Here is a 25,059-nt window from a genome sequence, read left to right on the forward strand (position 1 = left end):
GGGCGCCGCCGGGTGCCGTGTTCTGCGGGCGCGCTTCAAGGCATCTGAAAAGCCATCGAGGAGCGCATCTCGCCATGTCGATAAGCCACGTAGTCGCGTCATGTCGATGGGTGGGTCTTGCGCATCGCGAACCTCGTCATCGCGCCGGCGAAGGGACCCGCCTGCGCCATCGACGAACGCGAGGCCCCGCCGACGACGCCCAGGGTGGGCGCGCTGGAGCGGCGCGGAGGCGGCGCGCGCCCGGAGGGCGGCCCTGAGGCGCGCTCGCCGGCGAGCCGGCACCTCCGCCCGCCGCGTGGAGTCGGGACGTCCGCGCGGCGCGAGCGCGGACGGAGACGGCGCGGGGCGGACATCATGAATGAAGTTTTTCTCTCCTGACGTTATCTTCGCCTCGGCCGCGTTTGTGATGAAGATCTTGTCCCCCGACATCGTCTCCGCCTTGGCGGCGTTCGCGAGCTGGCTCGGCGACCAAGGTGGCTGTTGACTTCCACGCGCGGAACTGCAATGTCTCTCGCTGCGCTTGCCCTTACCCACAGGAGACGTCGGATGTCGATGAGCAAGAAGCTGATGAGTGCCGTGTTGATGACCGTCGGCATTGGCTTTGCTGGAGCCGCGTGGGCCGCTGGCGGGACCGCGGACCTCCCCGCTTCCGTCGCCGAGAAGAAGGATTTCGGCTGCGGTGCAAAAGGACAGAAGGCCTGTCCGATGCAGGGCTGGATGAAGTCGGTGATGCAGTCGGCGACCACGAGCGGCGACGCCGCGAAGATCGCGGAGGCGCTGGAGTACGTGGCGAAGCGGCCGCCGAAGGGCATGGACAAGTGGGTCGCGATCACGAACGACGGCATCGCCAAGGCCAAGAAGGGCGACATCGACGGCGCCAAGGCGAGCTGCAAGACCTGCCACGATCTGTACAAGACGACGTACAAGGAGACGCTCCGCGACGCCCCCTTCTGAGGCGCTCCTCTCCTCTCTCGCTCTCTTCCCTCCCTCCGCTCATCCTTCCGCGCGCCGAGAGCGCGCCTTCGTCGGGCAGCCCTGGCCGGTCACGCCGGGCCTCGCCTGTCGATCTGCGGTGACGGCCATGAAGCCGGCCCGCGGCGACGGCCATGAGCCGGCCCGCGGGCCAGAGCCCCCCGTTGGGCGCGCGCCGGACCGTGCAGCTCAGCAGCCGCCGCCGGCAGCCGCGCAGATCTCCTGGGGCGCGAGCGTCCGGCCGAAGATGCGGAGGCTGTCGAGCAGCCCGTTGAACTCGTCTTCCCCCGAGGGCTCGTCCGAGCCGATGTGGACGGGCTGTTCGCCGGAGGCGATCACCGGGCCAGAGGGGCTCCGGTCGACCTCGACGCCGTTCACGTAGAGGCTCTGCGTCTGGCCGTCGGAGAGACAGGCGACGTGCGTCCACTGCCCGGGAACGATGGGGTAAGTCACGTTCCGCTCGACGCCCATGGTGCAGCGGATCTGTCCGCCCGGCATCAGGAAGAGCGAAGGCTTCCCACCGCTGTCGATCACGGTGTATCGCCGCTTGTCGGGGAGAGAGGCGGGGTTGATCCAGACATCGATGGTCATCGCGGAGGCGGTCCATGCGGCGTCGTGGCGGAAGTAGAGTTTGCTCCCCATCGTCACCGAGAGCGCCTGGCCGGCACGGCCAGGCGCGTAGTGCAGGCTGCGCACCCGCTCGGGCGTGAAGTGATGCTGCGAGGCGTCGTCGGGGTTGCCCTCGAACGCGAAGCACGCGATCAGCGATGGAGCTGCCGCCCCGCACAGCGGCTTGGGAGCGCCGCCGGGCTCTTCGACCTGAGCGCCGCCGGGCTCTTCGACCGGATCCCCGCCGGGCTCTTCGACGGGAGCGCCGCCGGGTTCTTCCGTCGGCGTTCCGCCGGGTTCTTCCGCCGGCGTTCCACCGGGTTCTTCCGCCGGAGCGCCGCCAGGCTCTTCGACGGGAGCGCCGTCAGGCTGTCCGGCGATGGCTCCGCCGGGCTCTCCAGCGGGAGCGCCGCCAGGTCCTCCGGGTTGAGCCTCGGATTCACCTGACCCGCCTGTGCCTTTCGTTTCGAGGGCGCAGCCCGGCAGCGACAGAAGAAGCACGGCGACGCCGGCCAGGCGATGTGCAGAGTGATGAATTTTGCAAAGCATGCTGCGTTTCCTGCGGGGCGCTCAGCGTAGCTCAGAACGCCGCTCCCTGTCACCGTGCCTCGCACGAAGGCTCGACTCGCGCCGGCGCGCCGATGCAGTGAGAAGAAAAATGCACCACAGAGGCGCAGAAGAAGAGGCGCGGAGTGCATGGCGGTCGCTCGCTGCTCTCTCCTGTGAAGCCTCCGCGTCTCCTGGGTCGCGTTTGAGCAAAGAGAAGACCGTGAGCGCGGACGGGTCGGCGTTTTTTTTACGGTGATAGACGACAAGTAGACTGTTGCTCGACGTCGTGGTCCGGTTCATGGACGGATTCATGGACCGACACGGGGCTCCGCTCCTGCTGCTCACGGCGACGTGGCTCCTGGCTGGCTGCGACAGGGAGGCCCCCCCACCTCGACCGGACGCGACGCCTGACGGCGGCGGAGGAGGAGGGGCGGCCGCGCCTGGGTGCGCGGCCGGCGAGCGCACGACCGATTCTGGGTGCGAGCCCGCGGGCATCCCGCCCGAGGCGTGCGGCGCCGGCTTCACGCCGGGCGACCGAGCGTGCGCGCCTGTCCTGCCGGATGCCCCCTGCCCTGCGGGGACGATGGCCGTGCCGGGCGAGACCGCCTGTCGCGAGGTCGCGCCGTGCGGTGAGGCGCCATGGGGCGACATCGCCCTGGACGAGGAGACCCAGCACGTCGACGGCGCCTATGCAGGGGGCGACTCCGATGGCACGCCGGAGAGGCCGTGGACGACCGTCGGCGAGGGCCTCCGCGCGGCCGCGCCCGGCGCGGTCGTCGCGATCGCCGCGGGTCCGTATCCAGAGGACGTGATCGTCGACAAGCCAGTACGGCTGTGGGGGAGGTGCCCGGCGCTCGTCGAGATCGCCGGGGCGGGGCCGGACACGGCCGCGGCCATCGAAGTCGGCGCGGGCGCCGACGCGGCCGAGATACGGGGCGTCTCGATCCGCAGCGCGGGGCAAGGTATCCTGGTCTCGGGCTCGAGCGGCGTCGTGATCGACGAGGTCTGGGTGGCCGGCGCGGGCGCCCAGGGCATCAAGGTGGACAACGAGCAAGGCCCGGCGGCGCTCACCGTCCGTGGCTCGCTCGTCGAAGGGGCCCATCGGGTCGGCGTGCACAGCGCGGGCGCCGAGCTCGCCCTCGAGTCGTCCGTCGTGCGAGGAACCCTCGAGTCCGGCGAGGTCGAGGGGACGGGCGTCGGCGCGAACAGGGGAGAGGGCAACACGCCGGCCTCGATCACGGTACGCGCATCCATCATCGAGCAGAGCCACGGAACCGGCGTGTACCTCATCGCCTCCGAGGCGCTCGTCGAGGACAGCGTGATCCGCGACAGCACCGGAATCGACACCAACGCCGCCGGGATGGGCGTGCTGGCCATCCGGAACAGCCGGGGCCAGCCGAGCCAGGTGACCTTGAGGCGCAGCGTCCTCGAGGCCAATGAGGAGGCGGGGATCTGGGTCCAGGGCTCGTCCGCCGTCGTCGAGGATACCGTCGTGCGCGACACGCGGCCTTACCCGGACAAGCTGGCGACGGGGTGGGGCGTCTATATTGCCGCCGACCTCGAGGAGGGCCTGCGCTCCGAGGCGACCCTGCAGCGCGTGGTCGTCGAGCAGAGCCGCTACGTGGGCGTCGCGATCCTGAGCTCCGACGCCTCGCTCGACGGCGTGCTCGTGCGCGACACCCTGCCGCGCGACGGGGACGGGAAACACGGCGTCGGGCTCGCGGTGGCCTCCCGCGGCCCGCTGCGCGGCGACGTCACCGCGCGCGGCTCCGTGGTCGAGGGGAGCCGCACCGCGGGTGTCTTCATCGAGGGCGCCGACGCGACGCTGGAGCGGGTCGCGGTCCGCCGCACGCTCCCGCAGGCGTCGGACGGGCGTTTCGGCCGGGGGATCGAGGTCCACGCGCTCGGCGCACAGGACGGGCGGAGCGGCCTCGTGCTCCGGGCGTCGCTCGTCGAGGAGAGCGTAGATTCGGGGCTCGCCCTCTTCGGATCTGCGGCCACCCTCGAGGAGACCACGATCCGCGGCACGCGGAGCTCAGCCGATGGGCTCCAGGGAAACGGCGTCACGATCGTCAAGGACCCCGGCGACTCGGAGGCCACGTTGACCGGCGTGCGCATCGAGGCGAGCGACGGCGCCGCCATCGCGAGCTTCGGCGCCTCGGTGGCGCTCGCGCGCAGCACCATCGAGTGCAACTTCATCGATCTCAACGTCGAGACGGAGAGCGGCACGGCGGGCAAGATCACCGACGGCGGCCAGAACCAGTGCGGCTGTCAGGGCATGAGCATCCCGTGCAGGGCGAAGAGCGCGGGGCTCGCGCCGCCGGAGCCGCTGCCGGAAGCGCTGTGACGCCGGCCTCACCTCAGCCCGGCTCCCGCCTGGCGCGGCGCGGATCCCCCGCTGCGCTCCTCCGCACCTCCGGCTGGCAGGCCGGGCAGAAGATCGCGTCGTGCCCATGGACGCTCGCGCGACGGAGCTTGTCGCCGCAGCGCGGGCACGGCTGGCCCGGGCGCCCGCGGACCTTGAGGAAGTCGCGCAGCCGCTCGTCCAGGGCCGGCGCGCGCCGGGCGATGGTCCGGGTCGCGTCGCCGAGGACACGGGTGATCGCCACGTGGAGGCGATCGGTCTCCTCCTCGGAGAGGCTCTGGACCGTCGCCTTCGGGTGGATCCTTGCCTCGAAGAGCACCTCGTCGGCGTACGCGTCTCCCATGGAGTCGAGCGCCGTCCCGTCCATCAGGAAATCCTTGGCGAGGTCGCGCCGCCCGCGCGCGGCGGCGCGGAACGCCTCCTGCGTGAACACCCGAGGATCGAGGACGTCGAGACCGACGCGCTGGAGCCCGGGGATCCTGTCGAAATCGCCCCGCGCGAGCACGTAGACCTTGCTCATCTGCACGTCGTCTCGGACCCTGAGCTCGCGGCCGTCCCCGAGGGTCAGCGAGAAGGCGAGATCGGTTGGAATCCGCGTCTCTCCTGGCCGCGTGATCGAGAACCGCCCTGCCAGCATCGGGGAGATCACGAGATCGAGCGCGCGCGCCCCGTCGAGCTCGAAGACCACGGCGTGCGCCCGCCGCGCCACGCGCCGGATCTCCGCGCCCGGCAAGAGCGCGTCGAGGCGCTCCGGGAGCAGGACGTGCAGCACCACCGAGTTCTCGGCCCGCGCCGCGGCCACGGCCGCGCCCGCGAGCTCGCGCGCGAGGATCGGAACGACGTACTCCAGGTCCGGGCGCTCGGGCACGCCTCCAGGATACAGATCTCGCCGCGAAGATCGCGCGACTTCGGGCGAGGCGCGAAAAAGAGGCGCGGCGGCGCGCTGATCACGCGCTGATCACGCGCTGATCACGCGCTGATCACGCGCTGATCCGCGGGGACTCCTCGCCGAGCGCTGCGTCGCCCCGCCTCGGCCGCTGCGCCCCCTGGATCACGAGATCCTGGCGCCGTGCGAGCGCGTACACGACGCGGATGAGCGCCGTCTTGAAGGCCTTCTCCGGCGGCGGGTTCAGGTGCACGACCCGGCGCTCGCCCGGCTGCGCGACATGGCTCGCGCGCCGGGGCTCGCCCCGCTGCGCGACGGGGCTCGCCCCCCCGGGCTGGTCCTCCTTCGGCTCCTCGACCTCCAGCGCGATGGGGATGGCGCCCCGGGGCTCGAGCGCCGCCCGGATGTCGTCGAAGCGGAGCTCGTCGCCCGCCTGCCCCGCCACGTCGGGCGGCGGCGCCTCGATGCGGACGAGGTCCTGCCCGCCCTCGCCGAGGAGCTCATCGTAAAGAGCCGTTACTCCCGGCACGAAGGCGCTGTGGACCATGAAGTAGTTCTTGATGCGCTCGGTGCTGACGAGGCTGACCCGCACGGCGAAGCCGCACTTGTCAGGGGCAAGGAGGCTCCGGACGTGCTCGCCCTTCGCCACCGAGGAGAACTCCGCGAGCACATGCAGCGCCCTGCCGTGCGCGAGCTCCCGGCTCGCCAGCGCCCGCGCGAAGCGGATGACCCGCATCGCCGTGCGGGCGTCGCGATCGAGCCCCTCGGGCTCGCTCAGGAACACCGCCGCGGAGAGCGGCGCGCCGCGCGCCACGCAGCGCACCGCGAGCGAGGCGAGGTCGTGCCCGTGCTGCGTGTACACCGTCGCGCTGCCCCCGCGCGGGAGCGAGAGCATCGCCCCGTCCGAGCCCGGCGGCGCGCCGCTCGGGCCGGGCGTCACGCCGAGCGAGGCGAGCCGATCGGGGAGCGGCATCCGCTCGTCCCCGCGCTCCCCGAGGACCAGCGTCACCTCGACGCCCGGCACGAACCGCGCGAGCGCGTGCAGCAGCGAGGGCAGCGCGGCGCTGTACCCGACGATCAGCACCCGCTCGATCTCGCCGAGGTGCAGCGAGAGCTTCGCCGCCCACTCGTGCGCCGCCGTCGCGCCGTCCGACGCCGCGGCGCGCTCGATCCCCCGCCCCCTGTAGAGCTCTCGCCCGTAGTCCAGGAGCGGCGCATACGTCGCCGATACGCCGATGAGCCCCCTGAGCCGCTGCGCCGGCACCCGGCCCGCCCGCGCGCCGAGGGCCCACGCCGGCGACCCCTCGGGCGGATCGAGCAGCGGATTCAGCCACGGCACGAGCCCCTCGACCGACACGAGCTTGCCCTCCTCGCGCTTCGGCACCGCCGCCTCGTCCCCGAGGAACACCCCCGCGAGGATCACCTGCTTCTCGTAGGCAGCGCGCGCCATGTCCGAGAACGAGAGCTCGTGCTTCGGCGCCTTGCCGAGCTTGCCGACGGCGCAGGCCGCCTCCTCGCCCAGGAAGATGTGCGTGTAGAACTCGGAGCCGTCCGCGGTCATGAGGTCGGTGTAGAGGGACTCCACGCCTGGCGTGAGCAGGTGCTGGCAGAGGAAGAAGCCGAGGAACCGCTGCATGTCGAGCGGATGTGTCCCGGGCCCGCCCACCTCCTGGATGAGATCGCGGTTCTTGCTCTCCTGCACCTCGACGAACACGTGGCCGTGCGGGTTCTGCGTCCGGAACGAGGAGAGCGTCATCGCCGTCAAGGCGTCGGCGTCGGGCCCGGCGTCGGGCCGCGCGAGGATGAGCGCGCGCTTCGCCTCGGCGGCGCCCACGAGCTCGAGCGCCTCCGGCTGCGCGCTGTCCCCTTGGCGGTAGCTCACCCAGCGCATCCCCGGCGCGTAGAGATAGGCGGGCGGGTCGTCCTCGGTGCCGAGGAGCGCCATCCGCGGGAGCGCGTGGCGGGTCGGCGGGGGCCCGCGGCGGATGAGCCACTGCCAGAGCTCCGCGAGCCGGATGCTCCGGAGCGCGCGGTGGCGCTCGTACAGCCGGACGAACTCCTGCACCAGCATCTCGGCCTCGTGCACCGGGCCGATCACGAGCGCGTGCCCCGCGTAGCGGACCGGCCGCCGCCGCGCCGCGCGCACGACCTGGTCGACCACGTTGGCGCCGATGCCGATGATGAACGACGTGATGAAGACGCCCACCATGGTGAGGCCGAGCGAGACGACGGCCACGACGGGGTGGACCCGGAGGTTCTCGACGAGGTTGTCGGCGCTCTCGATCTGCCGGAAAGACCACCAGATCCGGTCGATGAAGTTGGTGTCCGGGGTCGGGCCGCGGCCATCGTAGTCGTGCGTGATCGCGAGGTGGCTGAGCAGCACGGAGGAGCCGAACGCGAGCCCCCAGACGGCCAGCGTGACGAGCCCGAACTGCTCGAGCAGCTCGCGCCGCGTCATGATCGCGTAGAGGTCGATCGCGATCTCGCGCGTGAAGCGCAGGAGCAGGAAGAGCCGCGAGAGCCGCAGCATGGGGAGGGCGTGGGCGGCGTGCGCGTCGAGGATCCGCTCGAGCGGCAGGAAGCTGACCCAGGCGATGATGTCGAAGGCGAAGAGGAGCACGTCGAGGCGCGACCGCCCGTCCCCGCGCTGGTGGAGGAGGACGGCCCGGAAGAGGAGCTCGACGCCGAAGATCGCCAGGAAATACGGGCGGAGCTGCTCGTCGAGGCCCTGGATGGGCAGGACCGAGACGAGGATCAGGAGCGAGATCGCGGCCTTGACGGGGCGGGTCTCCAGCCCGCCGGCGAGGCGGTGGAGCAGGGGCAGGCGGGGCGCCATGGGCGGCAAGGATAGGCGACCTCGCGCACGGCTGCTGTAAGCTCGCCGGGGGCGGAAGGATGGGGAGCTGCATGGACCACGCGAGGAGCATCCGCGGGCCACCCATCTCGCGGAGGCCTATCCCCACGTCGCCGCCGACCTCGGACGGCAGCGCGGCGAGCATCAGCCATCCCGCTTCCTCGCTCATCGTGGGATCCGCGCGCGCGGCGCACGGCGCAAAGACGAGGGCCGCCGCGACGGCCACGCCGGCACCAGCATGCGCGAGAGGGCGGGCGCCGCGGTGGCCGGGCGACGGACGGCGGCACCTCAGATCGCCGGCAGCGTCCACCGACGCGCGGTCGGACGTGCAAAGGTGTAGAGGGCGTCGATCGTGCGACGCGGAGGAGCTCGAAGGTAAGTCGCGCGGTGAATGGACCACGCGTGGAAGATACATGCGTCTCCGGCGCGCAAAGCGACGCGCGCGGCGTTCGGCATGTCCGGCGTGGTCCGATCGGCGCCCCTGCGGATCCGGAGCTCGTCCGGCGTGTCCCAGCGGGCGTGGGACCCGGGGACGATCTCGAGCCGATCGTCGTCTTCCAGGGCGACCCTGAAGTGGACCGATGTCGTCGTCGCGACGATGGCGCGCTCGATTTCTGGATCGGATTGGCCGAACTGGCTGTCTCGGTGCCAGTCCCCGTCCCAGTCGCGCCTGGTCTGCTCGTGGTAGTAATGCGCGTCCTTCAGGCGCGGGGCGTCTTCCTCTCCCTCTCCCGCTCCCGCGCGCGAGAGGCCGGCGAGCAGCTCGCAGACGCGCCGGGAGCCGACGAACGCGGAGATGAGCTCCAGCGCGCAGGGATCGTCCTGAAAGCAGGTCGCGCCGTCCGTGAGGAGCGAGATCCTGGGGGTCGAGTGACCCGTCTCCCGGGAGAGCGCTCGTGTGCGGAGGAGCGCGGCGTCGCACGCGCAGCGGAGCTCGGCGCGCTCGGCGACGTCGAGGAAAGCGCGCATGATGAAGAAGCCTTGTGCGCGAAAGGCGTCGATTCGATCTCTCGTTGACGTGCTCATCATGACCTCGCGACACCCGGGATCGCGGAGATCACTCAATGGATGGCCCGAGGCCCACGCATCGCCAGGGCGATGAGGGGGCTTTGAGGGAACGGCCGCGGGCGATGGCGGCTCGAGACGACAAGACACGCGAGCCGCCCCGCGATCTCGAACGTCGCGAGCGCGGCCGGCGCGCCGAAGTAATCGATCGGCACGAGATCGATGTTTCGCGCCGCCTTCGGCGTGGAACGCTCGTCCAGGATCTGCGCGAGCGCCTTCTGGTAGCTCTCGCCGGTCCGGGCCATCCTGGCGCGGACGTCGGCGCGCAGCCTCTTGTGGTGGTGGCGGTTCCCCATCGGCCCTGTCCAGGTGATCTGCCGAGATCGGTCCTTGTCGGCCGGCACCGACGGAAGAGCGGCAGCATCACGAGCGAAGACCGCCGAAGGGCAGCGCCCTCTTCGCCCCTCGCGGAGCCGTGCCGGCGGCGAGCGAGGAGCCGGGCCCGGAGCAGCCCGCGAGGCGAAGTGTTCGCGGGAGCACGGCCGCTGTCAAGCAGGCGCCAGAGGCCCCCGCGCCGGGTGGGGCCGTCCGCGCTGCGGTTCGCGGCTCAGCGCTGCGTCTCGCTGACGGGGTGCTCGGGGCCGGGGCGCCCGTCAGCCAGCGTCTCTCGGAGGCGCTCCTGCGTCAGCCCCGGGCTGCTCGACAGCCTGGTATCCGCGTGGGGATCGTCCGATCGGGCGACCGACTGCGCATGGGCCGTCTCGGGGCGCGCCTCGCTCAAGGGGTGACGGCTGCCGGGCCGCCCCGTCGCGAGCGTCGAACCCTGGCCGGTCTCGGGCGGCGATGCGGCGTGCGCCGGCCGCGGCGGGGGCGCTCCGGCCGAGCGCGGCGCGAAGAGGTCCGCCCAGTCCGGCAGGTGCCGCTGGAGCCGCACGCGCTCGGCCTCGGGCAACGCCTCGCCGATGACCTGGCACACGGCCTGGGCGTGCTCCATGCCAAAGCCGCGCGGCGCGCCCTCGCGGCGGGCGATGCGGTCGTAGAGCTCGTCGCGATCGAAGTCGCCCTGGTACGTGGCGCCGCGCACCGCGGCGGCGACCGGACCCGGCAGCCCACCGGCGACCACGGCCGCCTCCTCCACGAGTAGCCGCTCGCCGAGCGTCCGTGCTGTCACCGCGATCGCACGCTCGGCCTCGTCGCGGCCCTCGAAGCCGGCGCGGCGCTGCACCTCCTCGATGAAGCGGTCGTAATCCATGAGGGGCCTCCTTCGGGAGAGGATCCTTGCGAGGCCCGTGCCAGGCGCGTGCCGAGAGTGAAGGATCTGGCCGGCGACCTCAACCTGGGTCCGGCCGGCGACCTCGGCGACCTCAACCTGGGTCCGGCCGGCGACCTCAACCTGGGTCCGGCCTGCGACCTCAACCTGGGTCCGGCCTGCGACCTCAACCTGGGTCCGGCCGGCGACCTCCCCCTGGGTCCGGCCTGCGACCTCCCCCCTCCCCTCGGACCGGGACGAACCAGTTCTCGATGGGCTTTCCGTCCGCTTCCATGACGTTGTGCATCGGCTCCCCTCGGAGTGCCCTCCGCAACCCCCCGGTCTGGTGCTCCTTGTAGATGTCGAAATTGTTCAGCCCCACGAGCTGTCCTGGCTTCATGCCGGCCGCCGCGAGCGCCTTGCCGTCGTAGTAGGTGAACACGCCGCTGGCATCGCAGGCCCAGACGACGACATCGAGGTTCTCGACGAGCGCACGGAGGATGTGCTGGTGCTCCGCCTGACGCCTGGACGCCTCGAGCTCGGCCGTCACATCGCGGCCGATGCACACCACGCCCGCCGTCTCGCCCCGCGCACCGAGCACGCGGTGATGAACCCACACGACGGCCACGTCGCCCCCGTCCCTCCGGGCGTGACGCAGGCGCTGCTCCCCGCTGTCCTCGTCGAGCAGCCGCCGCCACAACCCCGCGCCCTCGGGGACAGCGAGCAGCTCGGCGATGGATCGACCCATCGCCTCCTGCCTCGAGAACCCGAGCTGTCGCGCGGCGCTCTCGTTCCACGCCGTGATCGCCAGATCCAGCCCGTATTCGACCACCGCGAGCGGCGATCGCGCGAGAGTGTCGTGTGCGCTCATGTTCAGGTGCCCCGCCCGCGATGCGCCGGCGGCCTCGGCTGTGCAGCCTAACCTCACGACCTGTCGGCAAATCAAGCCTTAAGGGGCGCCCGCGTGGAGGCGCGGATCACATCTCGTCGCGGCGCTGCCGTGGGTCCAATACGTGTGTAATGTTCGCGACAACCCGATGGGGCGCTAGCCCTCACCGGCGCGGCCCGCGCGCGCCTTGAGCTGCATCCGCAGCGCCTCGACCACGTGATCGCGCAGCGCGACGGTCTTCCTCGGCAAGTGCTGGCCGCTCGGGAACACGAGGAAGACGCCGCCCGTCGGCGCCGTCCAGCGCGGCAGCACGCGGACGAGCGCCCCGGCGAGCACGTCCTGCTGGACGAGGAAGGTCGGGAGCAGGCCGATCCCACCGCCGTTGCGCACCACCTCGCGCGCGAAGAACCCGTCGTTCACGAGCCACCGGACACGGAGCCGCGCGCGGGCGCGCGACACCTCGTCTCGCCCGAACGGGCTCGTCTTGATGAGCGCCACGCCATCGTGCCCCGCGAGATCCTCCAGCGTCTTCGGCGTCCCCCGCGCGGCCAGGTACGCGGGCGAGGCATAGAACTGGAGGTGCAGCTCGCCCACCTTGCGCGCGACCAGCGTCGAGTCTCGCGGCTGCTTCGTGAGGAACCGGAACGCAGCGTCGTACCCCTCTTTCACCAGATCCACGGACTGCGTCGACAGGTGCATCTCCACCGTGATGCGCGGGTAGCGGCGGCAGAAGGCGGCGAGGATCTCCGCCAGCACCTCGGTGGCGAAGTCCGCCGTCGCGGTGAGGCGCAGCGTGCCCGACGGCTCGTCCTCGAGCTCCGGGAGCCCCTCGATCGCCTCCGTCAGCGCCTTGAGCCGCGAGCCGAGGCGGTCCACCAGCGCGTGCCCGGCCGTCGTCAGCGCCACGCTGCGCGTCGTCCGCTGCAAGAGCCGCACGCCGAGCGACGCCTCCAGCGACGCGACGCCCCGGCTGACCGTCGACTTGGGCACCCCCAGCCGGCGCGCCGCCTCCGTGAAGCTCGCCGTCTCGGCGACCGCCGCGAAGACGGAGAGGTGGTTCAGATCCATTGTTCCCATTCCGGCACACAGTAGCCAGTTTCTGCGTGTTGCACCAGATTCGAGACAGCGGCAAATATCCGCCCAACCTCGTCACAAGGAGCTCTCACCATGTCTCAGCCTCTCCTCGTCACCGGCGCGAACGGCCAGCTCGGGCGGCGCGTCGTCGATCTCTTGCTCGCGCAGGGCGCAGGGCCGCTCATCGTCACGACCCGGCACCCGGAGAAGCTCGGCGAGCTCCGCGCCCGCGGCGTCGAGGTGCGGCGCGCAGACTTCGATGCTCCCGCGTCGCTCGCGGAGGCGTTCGCCGGCGCGGCGCGCCTGTTGCTCATCAGCACCGACGCGCTGGACCGCCCCGGCCGGCGCATCGCGCAGCACCGGAGCGCGCTCGAGGCCGCGGCGAAGGCGGGCGTGGGGCACGTGGTCTACACGTCGCTGACCAACCCCGGGCCGGGCTCGCCGATCGCGATCGCGCCCGACCACCAGGTCACCGAGGATGCCCTCGCGGAGAGCGGGCTCGGCGCGACCGTGCTGCGCAACAACCTCTATACGGACTTCCTCGTGGCCTCGATGCGGCGCGCGCTGGCGACGGGCCAGCTGGTCGCTGCGGCCGGCGACGGCAAGGCCGGGTATGTCACGCGCGAGGACTGCGCCCGCGCCGCGGCCGCGGCGCTGGCGGCCGATTTCGATGGCAAGCGCGTGCTCGATATCACCGGGCCGTCGGCCGTGTCCCAGCGCGAGCTCGCGCAGATCGCCTCGTCCGTCACAGGCAAGTCGATCGACTACGTCCCCGTGCCGCGCGATGCGCTGGAGCAAGGCATGCAGAAGGCCGGGATGCCCGCGGCGATCGCCGGGCTGCTCGCCTCGTTCGACGAGGCGATCGCCCGCGGAACGCTGGATGTGGCGACGAGGGCGGTGGAGGAGCTCACCGGCAAGCCCGCGGAGGACGTGCGGAGCTACCTTGCGCGCCACCGGGCAGCGCTGCTCGCGCCTGTCGAGGCCTGATCAGGCGGGAACACCGATGGCGAGCGTGTAGACGACAGACTCGTTCACCCCATCCATGCCGAGGAGATCGTCGATGCCGCGGTCATAGTAGCCTCCCAGCGGAACGCCGCCGAGCTGAAGCGACTGGGAGGCCAGCAGCACGTTCTGCGCAAGATGCCCGGCCTCGATCAGCGCGAACCGGTACCCTCGGAGGCCGTACTTGAACCGGTTTCGCCTGAACATCGCCGCGATCAGCAGGACCACGCACGCGCCCTTCACGATCCCGGGAGCGACCATGGATCCGCCTATCTCCTCCCGGCAGTCGCCAGCCCGCACCTGCTCCAAGGCGTGCTGGAAGGGGTCGTAGTGGTACACGCCAGAGGCAACCCCGTCGACCCCGAGGACGGCGCAGTAGAGATCCAGGGGGTAAAGCGCGCCTCCTGAAGGGACGGTCCGCATGGTCATCGGGCTCGCGGGGACCGTGTGGGTGATGCCATACCCGGCGTACACGAGGCTCGAGAGCGCCTGCGCGTCGATTCGCGCGCCGCTGAACTGGCGGATCGATCTGCGCTCCCGAAGGAGCGCCGTCAGGCCCACATCGGGCAGCGCCGGTCCTGGCAGTCGAATCACCTCGCCGAGCACATACCGCTTGGTTGACCTCGCCGTCGAGCGCTGGAGCTGCGCGCTCGTCTCCAGGAGCGTCCTACCAGCGGCCTCCTCGCCGAGGATGCCCGGATGGAGCTTGGAAGCCTCATGGTATGTCTCCGCCGGATCATCGAGCTCCACCTGGTCTCCATAGACCAGCTCCGCGACATTGACCGTGGCCGCATCGGCTTGACTCAATTTCATCATCTCCCCCTGTTGCCCCGGTCAGCGCGCCACGGCGCCGTGCCGCCGTCCAGCGCGATCCGTCTCTTCAGCTCGTTCGACGACGGACGCCGTGGATGACGCCCGCTCGTCCCTCTCTCGCATGAGCTCACGGGAACGGGTGCGGATGGACGTTGATGTCTTCAAACGAGAGAGGCCGGGCGCGGAGCCCCGCCTCGTACGCCGCATGATAGAGCCGCTTGCCGCCGAGGAACCGCGCGGTGTGGGGCGCGTCCAGCCGGCAGAGCTCCGGGCAGATCACGCGCACCACCCACAGCCCGGCGTCGCGCACATCCGGCGAGGTGATGTCGACGAGGTACGCACCGACGCCTCGCCGCGCGAGCGCTCGCACGGCCGAAGCGGTCTGACCGAGCACGTCCGTGCCCTCCAGGGGGGGCACGTCGCCGAGGTGGCGCCGCACTCTGCTTGCATCGAGGAACGCGGAAGACGCGGAGCTCTCTCGCAGCGCATGGTAGAGCGCATGATCGTCGAACGTGCGGACTTGATGCGCCTCCAGCGCGCGCCGTCCCCTGGGCAGAGCGCTCAAGAGCTGCTTCGCCAGCACCCTGGTCTGGAAGGCTTCGCGCAGCGCCTTCCGTGCAGCCTCCTGACCGGTCGCCGCGCTGGCAGCGCCGACGGTCAGCGCGGGCTGCCCGGCCAGGGTGCATCGCGTCACGCCGATGGCCGTCGGCACGCGGAAGAAGACGCTCGCGTCGAGCGCGGCATAGTGAATGCCCGCTGGGGCCGGAACCACGCGCTCGTCATGACGAAGCGAGTCGTCTCCCTGCCAATCCAGGAGCGGCAGCTCCAATCGGTTGTTCCATGCCAGCATGAACGCGTCGCGCTCGATGACCTCCATCAGCGCGCTGAACGCAGCCTCTTCCAGCGTACCGCCCAGCGCGGTCCCGCTGCTCGTCGAGTAGGCGATCTGCGGCTCGCCGCGCGCGAGGTGTGACCCCATGAACGTCAGCTGGGCCGGCAGCCACGCGGGCATCCCATCCTGGATGGACCAGCCACGCACCCACCGGACCCGGGCGCCGGAGGTGAAGGGCACATAGGGGAAGTCGCTCGACGCGTACTGCGATGGATGAAACAGGGCGAAGCTCTCCGGCTCCGGCGCTGCCCCGTCCAGCTCCTCATACGAAGAGAACACGAGATCCCCCACAGGCACGTAAAACGACGAATACCGCTCGACGGCCTCGGCGACCGCCGCCACCCAGGCCGCCTCTCGGTCGGGATGCACGGCGTTGGACATGACCTCGCTCGGCGCGCCGACCAGATCCGAGATGTCGCCCGTGTGGGCGCCAAAGTTGAAGAAGCGGCAGTCATCCGGAGCGCGGAGCAGTTCCACGGTGTCGCGCACGACGCCCGTATAGGGAGACACGAGGGTGCGCAGCCTGCCGGCGACCTCGGCGAGCGGCGTGCGTTGCGCGCGCCTCGGCGTGACGTGACCACGCGCCGGCTCGTCGCCTGGGGAGCGGAGCGGAGCGAACATGTTCATGGCTCCGTTCCTGCCTGCAGGGCGTACCAGGGGCTGGGGGCGCTCGCGGCGACGGCGGCGCTGCATGCCGAGCACCGGGGTACACGGTACGCCATGTGCGTGTCGCTGCGGACGGTTGGACCTGGGTTGACCGCGTAAAACCGCCCTGGCAAGAGCGGGTCCCGCGAGACGATCCAGCGGGCCACGAGCAATGCGGCGAGGCCGCTTACGATCGCCAGCATGGCGCACGGCAGTGGGAAGCTGGGCGTGCTGCGCTCCAGGGCCCAGTATTGTCCTCGATACGCGACGTTCGAAGCGAGGCGCAGCCGGTAGCACTCGTAGCAGCAGGTCGCGCGCGGAAGGTAGAGCGGGCCTACCGCGGAGAACCTGCTGTCGTACGCGAGCACTTGCATCCAGGGGATACGTCGGCGCAGCGCTTCCGTGTTCCAGTGCGCCACCCAGTCGAGCTCGCCTCGATCCGGAGCGACCACGACGAGGTTCGCCGAGGCCAGGTCGCCCGCCCCGGCATCGAACGACCTCCGCTGCACGCCCGTGACCCCGGAGAGGCTCACCTGGCGCGCGATCTCGTCGGCAAGAACGCCGGCACCGACGACCGCCACGCTGGCGTCGCTCAACCTTTGCTGCGTGAGGGATTCCGGCTCGTCATCGCGGTATGCCGCGTGGAAGCGGGCCGATTCCCGGACGGGCCGCGGCGCCGAGGCCCCGACCGGAGAACCGCTCGTGAGCACCCCTTTCTCGGCCAGCAACCGCAAGGCGTTCGCGGTGGCGGGCTCGATGGATCTTCCCATGTACTCGATCACTTGCTCGATCGTCCGCGTTCCATCGAGGATCGGAAGCAGCACCGGCAGCAGCTTGCTCGCGGCTTTGCCTTGAAAGCAGAGCGCCCTCTCTCCGTGCTGGAAGATCACCGCATCATCCGTGATCGCGACCCGATACCAGGTCTTGACACAGGGGAACTCAGGGACGTCGTCTAGCTTGTTCATACTCGCTCATCAGCTTCTTCGCGCTGCGGAGCTGGCGGCGAGGCCTCACGACGCCGCCAGCGCTGGCACGCAGAACGATGACTGGGGCAGAGCCCGTCAGGAATCAATGGAGCGCCGGAGGAGGCTCCTCATCTGACGAGGAGCCCTGTCCGGTCGGATAGCGTCGTCCGTATCAACCGATGCAGATGATGCTGCTACTGCTGCTGCACGCGGCGATGCCGATAAAGACGACGGACCTCGCGGCGCCATGCTCATCGACGGTGAGGTCCATCAGGTCATCGACCAACCATTCAAACATTTGGGTACGTCTACTGCTTCGCCAGATTTCAGCCGCCGATTGCTCGACACACCTTCGTCAACGACGGCTCGGCCGACAGCCTCGACATCGAGGGTGCCTGCGCCGAGCTGGATCTCGGCGAGGCTCTCCCCCAACGTGAGGTCCTGGAATCGTTCGATCGGTCGTCGGTCATGTTCGATTCCTTTCTGCCATCGGTTACATCTGGGCACCATGGCAAGCGATGTGCCAGCCGCGAAGGTGTGCCCAGTCTCGCCTCGAGACCCATGAACCGCAGAGCAGAGCGGGCATTCTCGCTCGGCCACCGCAGGACCGACCGAGCGAGCTGGAAGACAAGCACGCGCAACCTCCTGCGCGATCGAGCAAAGCCCCACCGGCGCGCTGCGCGCTCGGTGGGAGACGCGCTTGCGTCAGCCAGGATCGCTAACCTGCGCCACGGCGCGAGCCAGACGGGCGAGCCCCTCGCGCTCCTGCACCTCGCCCACGGAGACCGACAGCGAGAGCGCCTACTCGGCCTCGGCGTGCCCGCCGCTGTAGAGCGGGCGAACGGCCCCTGGGCGAGCGCAGTGCAATCTGCTTCGCAGATTTCCTGAAATTGGACGCGAAACTCCCTTACGCTGGCCTCCCGGGATCTGAGTGGAGGAGGAATGTTCATGGCTCGATGGTCCGTTCTGCTGTGCGCTTCAGCTGTCGTTGCATGTGGTTCGGGGGACGACTCGCCGGGGTACGATGCGTCGGGCGGCGGCGACATCAGCTCCGGGGGAGGCGGAAGCGCGGGAGACGGGGGAAGCGGGGGGAACGGCGGGAGCGGCGGGCTCCCTCACGCATTTCGCTATGGCGCCAACCTCGGCCACCGCAACGCGGACTGGGGCGACGACAAGGAGGCCACGCTCGCGGCGCGAGCGGGCGTCCGCAGCCTCCGCATCAAGCTGCCAGCGGCCCATTTCGCGAGGTGGGGATACGAGATCGAGGTCGGGGACATTCAATCGTACGCGTCCCTGGGCATGGCGGATCATATCGGATTTCTCATCGGCTCCGAGTCGGTCGATCTGACGGTGGCGCCGGCCGACGCGGAGGACTGGCAGAACGAGTACTATATCCCGAAGAGCCTTTACGAGCCGATCTTCTCGGCTGATGGAACGGTGAATCCGGGCAATGCGTGGGCCTCTTACGTGTATCGGACCGTCGACACTTACAAGCCCTGGGTCAAGCTGTGGCACGTGTGGAACGAGCCCGATTGGGTGGCCGACTGGCGCGTCACCGAGACCTGGAGGACCGAACCGCCGAAGGCCGCCGATCTCCCCCGGTTCAATGGATCGATATTTGACTATATACGAATGCTGCGCGTCACGAAGGAGGCCGCGCGCAAGGCGGATCCGGACGCGCGGATCGCGACGGGGGGCATCGGATACCCCTCGTTCCTCTCGGCGATCCTGCGCTACACCGACAACCCCGACGGGGGGGCGGTCACGCGAGATTACCCGGAGAAGGGCGGCGCCTACATCGACGTGCTCGATTTTCACTATTACCCGATCTTCAGCCCGAAGAGCTCGGATGCGTCCGTCGACGATTTCCTTGCGTCGAAGGACGCTTTCGGCGCGACGCTCGCCGACGCCGCGGCGGTGGTGCAGGGGTGGAATGTCTCGGAGAACGGCGCGCCGCTCGCGCCGACGCCGGAGTACCCGGAGGTGGGGAGCCCGGAGTACGCGCGGAACTACCTCATCAAGATGATGACCATGGCGCAGGCGCACGGCATCGGCGGCGTCGACTGGTTCATTCTATCGAACGGCGAGGACGGGAGCGACGACGTGTTCGCGCACATGGGTCTCTACAACGACGTCGGCGCCCTCGCCAGCGTGGATCAGGCGATCAAGACCGACCTCGGCAAGGCGTATACCACTCTCAACGAGATCCTCTTCGGCGCGTCCTACGATGACAGCGCGACCAGGGAACTCGCGCTGCCGGGGGGCGCTCGGGGCGCCGTGTTCACGAAGGACGGCAAGCGCCGGATCGCCCTCTGGGCCGTGACGGCGAGCAGCACGGAGGACGCGTCCGCGAGCGTCGAGCTCGCGACGACAACGGGGTTCGAGGTCCACGCGTGGGACGGCGCGAAGACCTCCGCCGACGCGAGCGGCGGCAAGGCGACGCTCGCCCTCTCGGGCAGCCCGGTGCTGCTGATCGAACGGTGACGGCTGCGACGACCCGACCCAGGTTGCGGCAACCCACTCCGACCCAGGTTGAGCCTACCCGGGTTGAGCCTACCCGGGCGACCCGACCCAGGTTGCGGCAGCCCAGCCCAGACCCAGGTTGCGAGCCTGCCCGCCGGACCCGGGTTGAGCTGCGGCCGGCAACGCAGCGATTTCAGCCGAGCTGAACTCTACTCATGGCACGATCGAACCCCGGCTAGGCGAGCTTAAAGCCAAGCTGGGCTAATCGCTATGTTCGTTTACGGCACGAAGCTCCCCGTTCGATCACGCAGAGCCGATCGCAACCCCTCCGGACCCACTCATAAGAATTCGGAGCGGCATCGTACCAGCACATCCTATTGCGCACAATGCCGCACACCGATCTGCCGCCCACACCGCCGGTCCCAGACGGACGCGCCCCACGACAAGGCACTGATGCCCTCGCCCGTCCCGCCCACCTCCCTGCAGCGCCCCACCGCTGTGGCTCTACACCGTGAGCACGACGTCGGCCACGCTGGCGCCGTGAAACGTGCGCATCCACCACGTCCCCGCGGGGAATACAGCGCTGCGTACGCCGGCACGCCATCGCTCCAGCGCCGCACGGTACGACGCTCGAAACGCACGCACAGCGGCACCTGCGACTCGCCACGCATCTCCCTGCTCGCGACCCACCGCAAACGTCGGATTGCCGTCGCGCAGCGGCTCGAAGCTCGTCACGCGCTCGTGAGGGGACACCTTGCAGGCGCTCTCGGCGCCCAAGAAGCGAAGTCCTCGCCGCTGCACCTCCGCGCGGGCCCGCGCTTCGTGTCGCTCGAGCTCGGCAGAAACGTCCTGGCGAAAGCCCTCCGCGCTGTCCTGCTCGATGGCCGGCGGCAGCGCGAGCGAGACCGTCGCTTCCTCGGGCCACTGGGGGTTTTCCGGGTCGAGATACACCGAAGGCCGTGCTGCGCGCAGCACGCCGCGACCGAGCTCGTCCACATCCACCTTGGCGCCCGGCCACTCGCGAGCATGCTGCACCAGGCCAGCGGCGACAGGATTCGCCATGACGTAAGCAATCTTCTCCACCACCGCAGCGCGCGTCAGCAGCCGCACCACGCTCGTGGCCTCGTGGTCCCATACCGGGCCTTCCCACCCGCGAAGCACCTTCGTGCCGAGCGCGACGATGCGATGGAAGAATTGCAAGAACCGCGGCAGGACGCCCCTCGAGTCGGTCACGACCAGGTGCAGATGCGTCGACATGGCGCAGATCGCATGGACCTCGATGCTGTAACGGCGGGTCGACACCGCGAGGACGTAGACCAGGAGCTGGGTGATTGCCGCATCCGGGCGGAAGAGCAGGTGCCGGCGCAAGACGCGACGGGTGATGAGGTAGGTGGCTCCGGCAGCGATCTCGCGGGGCTGGCTCATGACAGGCGCAATAAGACAAGCGCCGTGCCAGGGATTTCCATCAATCATTTCGCGGCTCGACCAAGCTTCGTGGGTGGCGGCCGCCTGGCGGTCCGCCACCTGAGCTGGAGCTGTTGCGACTACTCCTAGCCCGACCTGGGTTGCGGTTAGTCCGACCCAGGTCGGGACGCCAACCTCGGTCTGCCAACCTGGCCCACCGCCAACCTGGGTCAAACCCGGAGCGCCACCAACCTGGGTCGGCCCCGGTACCCCAACCTGGGTCGGATCCGGGTCGGTCGGTCGCCCCCAACCTGGGTCGGGTCGTCATGGTAGCGTCCTCGCATGGAGCTCCGCCTGCGCGGCCTCACCCACCTCGATCCGCTCGCCGTCCCTCTGCCCCACGGCACCGAGGTGACAACCCGGGTCGACCGGGTCCTCGGGGAGCGCCGCGTCCTGCAGGGCGCCATCGGGCGCGTCGTCGGCTCGGCGGGCGCCGAGCTCGACGTGATGCTCGTTGGCGTGGGCGTCGTCCGCTACCGCCGGGACGAGCTCGTCCCGCGCAAGACCGGCCAGGTGCGGCACGCGGAGCGGCGCAGCGCCGCCTGGGACGCGCTCCTGCCCGCCGTCGTCCTCGAGGCCGTCGTGGGGTCGCGCGCGTGGGGGCTCGCGAACGAGGGGTCCGACACCGACCGGCGTGGCGTCTTCGCCCTCCCCTTCCCCTGGACCACGGGCCTCGCCGAGCCGCCGCGGGACCTCGTGAGCGCCGACGGCAGCGCCTCGTACTGGGAGGTCGAGAAGGCCATCCGGCAGGCCCTGCGCGCCGACCCGAACACCCTCGAGCTGCTCTTCGTCCGCACCGCCGAGGCGCGCGACGACATCGGCGCCTGGATCCTCGAGGCGCGCGACGCGTTCGTCTCCTCGGCCATCTACGGCAGCTTCGGCCGCTACGCGCTCTCGCAGCTCAAGCGGCTCTCGCAGGCGCACCGGCTGGCCGAGCACCGGGAGCGCGTGCTCGACTGGCTCGCGAACGACCCCGCGATGTCGCTCGACGACGTCGCCCGGAAGCTCGCCGCCATCAGCCCGCGCGCCGCGCCGACCGAGGCCGACAGGGAGCTCCAGGCGAAGGAGTACATCAAGCAGCTCTACCGCTCGCTCCACGACCAGGGCCTGCTGCCCGCGCGCGACTTCGCCTCGCTCGCGGCCTTCGCCCGGGCGGACAGGACGTCGCTCGACCTCTCCCGCGACCTCCGCCCCAAGAACGCCTACAACCTGGTTCGCCTCATCGCGACCGCCATCCGCTGGCTGCGCGACGGCGAGGTCGACCTGGTCGTGCAGGGCGATCTCCGCGAGACGCTCCTCGCCATCAAGAGCGGCGCCTGGCCGCTCGATCGCACCATCGAGCTCGCCGAGTCGATGACGCCCGACCTCGAGGCCGCGCGGCTCGCAACCAGGTTGCCGCCGCACCCCGACGTGCCCCGCGCCGACGCGCTCCTCCGGCGGGTCCGCGAGGAGATCGCCCGCCGGCACCTCACGGCGGAGCCCGGCCCCCTCGGCAAGGACGCTCCCCCCGCGCCGGTCGCGGCCTGGGACGACAGAGACGCGGCCCCCGCGCCCGGCAACGACCCCACGCCCGGCAACGACCCCACGCCCGGCAACGAGTTGAGACAGGACGACGGATGAACCCCCAGGTGCTCGAAGCAAAGCAGCAGGAGGTCGCGGCGCGCGTCATCGCCGAGGAGGAGGCCAAGCGTTCGCACCTCGTCATCGCCCTCAGCGGCGCGCACGCGTACGGGTTCCCCTCGCCGGACAGCGACCTCGACCTCAAGTCGGTTCACGTCGAGCCGACCGAGAAGCTGCTCGGCCTCCATCGCAGCAACGCGAGCCCCGAGCGGATGCAGGTCATCGACGGCGTCGAGATCGACTACACGTCGAACGAGCTCCACCCCGTCCTCATTGGCGTCCTCCAGGGCAACGGCAACTACATCGAGCGGATCCTCGGCCCCCTCCAGCTCCACGTCGATCCCGACCTCGCCTCCCTTCGCCCGCTCGTCGCCGCCGCGCTCTCGCGCCGGATCTTCCGCCACTACATCGGCTTCGCCACGAGCCAGCTCCGCGCCTGGGAGGCGGGAGGGCGCTCGTCGGCGAAGAAGCTCCTCTATGTCCTCAGGACCACGTTGACCGGCGCCCACGCCCTCCGGACGGGCGAGATCGTCACCGACGTCACCGCGCTCCTCGACCTCTACGGCTTCAGCGCCGCGCGCGAGCTGGTCGAGGCCAAGCGCGCCGGAGAGCAGGCGCCGCTCGCTCCCGACGTCGCCGAGCGCTGGGCCGAGCAGATCGCCCGCGCCTTCACGACCCTCGAGGCGGCCCGCGACCACGCCGTGCTGCCGGAGGAGCCGCCCAACCAGGGAGAGCTCGACGACTGGCTGCTCGCGCTGCGCAAGGCGCGGCTCTGAGGCGCGGCGAGGGCTCGCAGGCGCGTCCACCGACGTGCGCACACGGGCACGCCGGAGCGCCGATCCCCGGACGGCCCAGGGCCGCTCCACGCTCGTTCCCGCGGCGCATGCCCGGCCAGCCCGGCCTCACCGCGGCAGCGAGCAGCCGTCCCCGCACGCGTTGCGGCCGTCGCCGCACTTCACCGCGCGCCCCTGCCCCACGCAGGTCACCGGGCATCCTCCCCCGGCATTGGAGCACGCCACCGCGCACGAGCCCATGCACATCACCTGGCACCCTCCGACCCGATTGCACCTCACGACGCTCCTGTCGCCCACGACGTGGGCGCACTTGTTGACGTCCTCGCAGGTGATCGAGCACCCCGCGCCGCAGGTGACCTGGCACGTCTCCGCGTTGCGGCAGTCGGTGGAGCAGCCGTCGGCGCACGTCGTGCTGCACCCCTTGCTCCTCGCGCAGGAAGACTGGCAGTCACCGGCGCAGTGGCTCGCGCAGCTCTCTCGATCGGAGCAGCTCGGCCTGCAGCCGGGCGCGTCGCCGCACGTCAGCAGGCAGCTCACCGGCACGTTTCCCGGACTGCCGCCCGGGCAGGTGCAAGGCACGCCCGGCGGGCAGCCGGCGGGGTCGACCGCGAGCGCCGCAGCGCTCCGGGCCCGCGCGGCATCCGGGAGGGACACCGGCGCGCCGCTGTCGCCAGCGTCGCCGGCGCCCTGGTCGCGGGAGGGCCAGAGCAGCAGCACCATCCCGACTCCCACGCAGAAGAGGAGCGCCCCCACCCCGCCGACGACCGCGATCTGCGTCGCTCCCGGCGCGCGCGGCCCCCGCCCCCGGGGCGCGGCCCCCGCCCCCGGATAAGGCTGGCCCGGAGGAGCCCCCGTCGAGGCGGCCACCGCCGCCGGCATCACCCCCCCCGGCGGGCTCGCGCTCGGGAACTGCGCTCCCACCGGCGGCCCGTCGGGGATGGCCCGGCCGTACGCGCGCGTGCGCTCGTCCATCTTGGCCAGCTCCCCCGTCGCGAAGGGCGGCTCCTCGCCCCGTCGCAGCGCGCGCACGTCAGCGAGCATCGTTTGCGCGTCCGGATAGCGCCGCTCGACCTGGAAGGCGAGCGCGCGGTCCACGACGCGCGCGACCCGCGGATCCACGCCCGGCGCCACCGTCGACAGCGGAGGAGCCGGCGTCGTGCCCCTCTTCACGAGGAGCTCTCCCTCGGTGAGCCCATCGTCGTCGTGGACTCGACGGTTCGCGAGGACGGTGAACATCGTCGCGCCCACGGCGTAGAGGTCGGCCCGCCCGTCCACGTTCCTCCCCAGGATCTGCTCGGGCGCCATGTAGCTCGTCGTGCCCAGCACCGCGCCTGTCCGCGTCTTCAGCCCCGAGCCGCCCTGCTTCATGCGCGCGATCCCGAAATCGAGCACCTTGAGCCGCCCATCGCGGGTCACGAAGAGGTTGTCCGGCTTGATGTCCCGATGGACGATCCCGGCGTCGTGCGCTGCCTTGATGACCTCGAGGAGCGTATCCATGTGGGCGAGGAGCTCGGTCGAATCGATCGTACCGAGCCGCAACACCCGCTCGCGGAGGCTCTCTCCGTCGAGCAGCTCCATGACCAGGAACGGCTCTCCTCGCTCGGTCACGTCGATGTCGTGGACCTGCACCGCGGCCGGGTGCCCGAGCCGCGCGGCGGCGAGCGCCTCCTGCTCGAAGCGGGCGCGGAGCTCCCGGGACACGGCGCCCTCCGGGTGCAGGATCTTGATGGCCACGCGGTGCCCCACGTGATGGGTGGCCGCGTAGACGGCCGCCATCCCCCCCGCCCCGATCAGCGCGTCAATCCGCCATTTTCCGTGGAGGATCGTCCCGACGCGGGCTCTCAGCCGCTGGATCTCGTCCTCTTCCGCTTCCGACATCGGCGCGGAGGCTAGCACGGGCTGCCGCGCGGCCGGCTCGCGCGGAGGCCGCGCCGCGCGCGCAGCGCCCT

22 protein-coding genes are annotated in these 25,059 nt (G+C 70.7%); 7 read left to right on the forward strand and 15 right to left on the reverse strand.

The genetic code is table 11. The features are described 5' to 3' along the window. Nucleotides 1-358: 358 nt before the first annotated feature. Both WMF39_RS38605 and WMF39_RS38610 read left to right on the forward strand, forming a co-directional pair. Complete coding sequence (locus WMF39_RS38605; protein ID WP_437741469.1) at nucleotides 359-484, forward strand: hypothetical protein; 126 nt, start codon at nucleotides 359-361, stop codon at nucleotides 482-484. 62 nt (nucleotides 485-546) lie between these two features. After that, entirely contained in the window at nucleotides 547-954 is a 408-nt protein-coding gene (locus tag WMF39_RS38610; protein WP_437741470.1) for a hypothetical protein, read from the forward strand. Nucleotides 955-1,161: 207 nt separating this feature from the next. Here WMF39_RS38610 and WMF39_RS38615 read toward each other — a convergent pair whose 3' ends face one another. Beyond that, on the reverse strand, nucleotides 1,162-1,614 hold the full coding sequence (locus WMF39_RS38615; RefSeq protein ID WP_437741471.1) for a LamG domain-containing protein: 453 nt from the start codon (nucleotides 1,612-1,614) through the stop codon (nucleotides 1,162-1,164). A 119-nt stretch (nucleotides 1,615-1,733) separates the two neighbouring features. Further along, nucleotides 1,734-2,024 carry a hypothetical protein gene (locus WMF39_RS38620; protein ID WP_437741472.1) on the reverse strand — a complete coding sequence of 97 codons (291 nt, stop codon included), beginning with the start codon at nucleotides 2,022-2,024 and terminating at the stop codon, nucleotides 1,734-1,736. A gap of 416 nt (nucleotides 2,025-2,440) precedes the next feature. On the opposite strand from WMF39_RS38620, the gene WMF39_RS38625 reads away from it, so the two are divergent. Next, entirely contained in the window at nucleotides 2,441-4,477 is a 2,037-nt protein-coding gene (locus WMF39_RS38625) for a right-handed parallel beta-helix repeat-containing protein (protein ID WP_437741473.1), read from the forward strand. Between the two features lie 13 nt (nucleotides 4,478-4,490). Here WMF39_RS38625 and WMF39_RS38630 read toward each other — a convergent pair whose 3' ends face one another. From WMF39_RS38630 to WMF39_RS38660, 7 genes are all read right to left on the reverse strand, one after another. After that, entirely contained in the window at nucleotides 4,491-5,363 is an 873-nt protein-coding gene (locus WMF39_RS38630; protein WP_437741474.1) for a DNA-formamidopyrimidine glycosylase family protein, read from the reverse strand. Between the two features lie 112 nt (nucleotides 5,364-5,475). Further along, nucleotides 5,476-8,217: a hypothetical protein gene (locus WMF39_RS38635; RefSeq protein ID WP_437741475.1), complete on the reverse strand. Its 2,742-nt coding sequence runs from the start codon at nucleotides 8,215-8,217 to the stop codon at nucleotides 5,476-5,478. 306 nt (nucleotides 8,218-8,523) lie between these two features. Then, nucleotides 8,524-9,264 carry a phytanoyl-CoA dioxygenase family protein gene (locus WMF39_RS38640; protein WP_437741476.1) on the reverse strand — a complete coding sequence of 247 codons (741 nt, stop codon included), beginning with the start codon at nucleotides 9,262-9,264 and terminating at the stop codon, nucleotides 8,524-8,526. 32 nt (nucleotides 9,265-9,296) lie between these two features. Then, on the reverse strand, nucleotides 9,297-9,596 hold the full coding sequence (locus WMF39_RS38645; protein ID WP_437741477.1) for a hypothetical protein: 300 nt from the start codon (nucleotides 9,594-9,596) through the stop codon (nucleotides 9,297-9,299). Nucleotides 9,597-9,847: 251 nt separating this feature from the next. Further along, complete coding sequence (locus tag WMF39_RS38650; RefSeq protein WP_437741478.1) at nucleotides 9,848-10,492, reverse strand: DUF2267 domain-containing protein; 645 nt, start codon at nucleotides 10,490-10,492, stop codon at nucleotides 9,848-9,850. A gap of 184 nt (nucleotides 10,493-10,676) precedes the next feature. Further along, a complete protein-coding gene (locus tag WMF39_RS38655; RefSeq protein WP_437741479.1) occupies nucleotides 10,677-11,360 on the reverse strand; it encodes a PAS domain-containing protein in 684 nt (227 codons plus the stop codon). 174 nt (nucleotides 11,361-11,534) lie between these two features. Then, the gene (locus WMF39_RS38660; protein WP_437741480.1) at nucleotides 11,535-12,455 is read right to left on the reverse strand and encodes a LysR substrate-binding domain-containing protein; all 921 of its coding nucleotides are present in this window, start codon (nucleotides 12,453-12,455) and stop codon (nucleotides 11,535-11,537) included. Between the two features lie 90 nt (nucleotides 12,456-12,545). On the opposite strand from WMF39_RS38660, the gene WMF39_RS38665 reads away from it, so the two are divergent. Continuing rightward, nucleotides 12,546-13,439, forward strand: a complete 894-nt coding sequence (locus tag WMF39_RS38665) for an SDR family oxidoreductase (RefSeq protein WP_437741481.1) — start codon at nucleotides 12,546-12,548, stop codon at nucleotides 13,437-13,439. On the opposite strand, the gene WMF39_RS38670 is transcribed toward WMF39_RS38665, so the two are convergent. From WMF39_RS38670 to WMF39_RS38685, 4 genes are all read right to left on the reverse strand, one after another. Continuing rightward, the gene (locus WMF39_RS38670; RefSeq protein ID WP_437741482.1) at nucleotides 13,440-14,267 is read right to left on the reverse strand and encodes a SagB/ThcOx family dehydrogenase; all 828 of its coding nucleotides are present in this window, start codon (nucleotides 14,265-14,267) and stop codon (nucleotides 13,440-13,442) included. It abuts the gene before it with no gap. A 127-nt stretch (nucleotides 14,268-14,394) separates the two neighbouring features. Then, complete coding sequence (locus WMF39_RS38675; protein ID WP_437741483.1) at nucleotides 14,395-15,786, reverse strand: YcaO-like family protein; 1,392 nt, start codon at nucleotides 15,784-15,786, stop codon at nucleotides 14,395-14,397. Further along, complete coding sequence (locus tag WMF39_RS38680) at nucleotides 15,783-16,769, reverse strand: TOMM precursor leader peptide-binding protein (protein ID WP_437741484.1); 987 nt, start codon at nucleotides 16,767-16,769, stop codon at nucleotides 15,783-15,785. Before WMF39_RS38680 ends, WMF39_RS38675 begins: the two co-directional genes overlap by 4 nt. Nucleotides 16,770-16,941: 172 nt before the next feature. Next, nucleotides 16,942-17,067 carry a hypothetical protein gene (locus WMF39_RS38685; RefSeq protein ID WP_437741485.1) on the reverse strand — a complete coding sequence of 42 codons (126 nt, stop codon included), beginning with the start codon at nucleotides 17,065-17,067 and terminating at the stop codon, nucleotides 16,942-16,944. A 650-nt stretch (nucleotides 17,068-17,717) separates the two neighbouring features. Here WMF39_RS38685 and WMF39_RS38690 point away from each other — a divergent pair. Further along, nucleotides 17,718-19,253, forward strand: coding sequence for a hypothetical protein (locus WMF39_RS38690; RefSeq protein WP_437741486.1), 1,536 nt, complete (start codon nucleotides 17,718-17,720; stop codon nucleotides 19,251-19,253). Between the two features lie 483 nt (nucleotides 19,254-19,736). Here WMF39_RS38690 and WMF39_RS38695 read toward each other — a convergent pair whose 3' ends face one another. After that, the gene (locus WMF39_RS38695; RefSeq protein ID WP_437748088.1) at nucleotides 19,737-20,657 is read right to left on the reverse strand and encodes a transposase; all 921 of its coding nucleotides are present in this window, start codon (nucleotides 20,655-20,657) and stop codon (nucleotides 19,737-19,739) included. Nucleotides 20,658-20,978: 321 nt separating this feature from the next. Here WMF39_RS38695 and WMF39_RS38700 point away from each other — a divergent pair, with 321 nt between their 5' ends. Continuing rightward, complete coding sequence (locus tag WMF39_RS38700; protein ID WP_437741487.1) at nucleotides 20,979-22,316, forward strand: DNA polymerase beta superfamily protein; 1,338 nt, start codon at nucleotides 20,979-20,981, stop codon at nucleotides 22,314-22,316. Then, entirely contained in the window at nucleotides 22,313-23,092 is a 780-nt protein-coding gene (locus WMF39_RS38705; RefSeq protein ID WP_437741488.1) for a nucleotidyltransferase domain-containing protein, read from the forward strand. Before WMF39_RS38700 ends, WMF39_RS38705 begins: the two co-directional genes overlap by 4 nt. 126 nt (nucleotides 23,093-23,218) lie before the next feature. Here the strand turns inward: WMF39_RS38705 and WMF39_RS38710 are convergent, their stop codons facing one another. Continuing rightward, nucleotides 23,219-24,988, reverse strand: a complete 1,770-nt coding sequence (locus WMF39_RS38710; RefSeq protein ID WP_437741489.1) for a protein kinase domain-containing protein — start codon at nucleotides 24,986-24,988, stop codon at nucleotides 23,219-23,221. Between the last annotated feature and the right edge of the window lie 71 nt (nucleotides 24,989-25,059).

The sequence above is a fragment of the Sorangium sp. So ce1504 genome (genome assembly GCF_051521635.1).
GTDB lineage: Bacteria > Myxococcota_A > Polyangia > Polyangiales > Polyangiaceae > Sorangium > Sorangium cellulosum_B.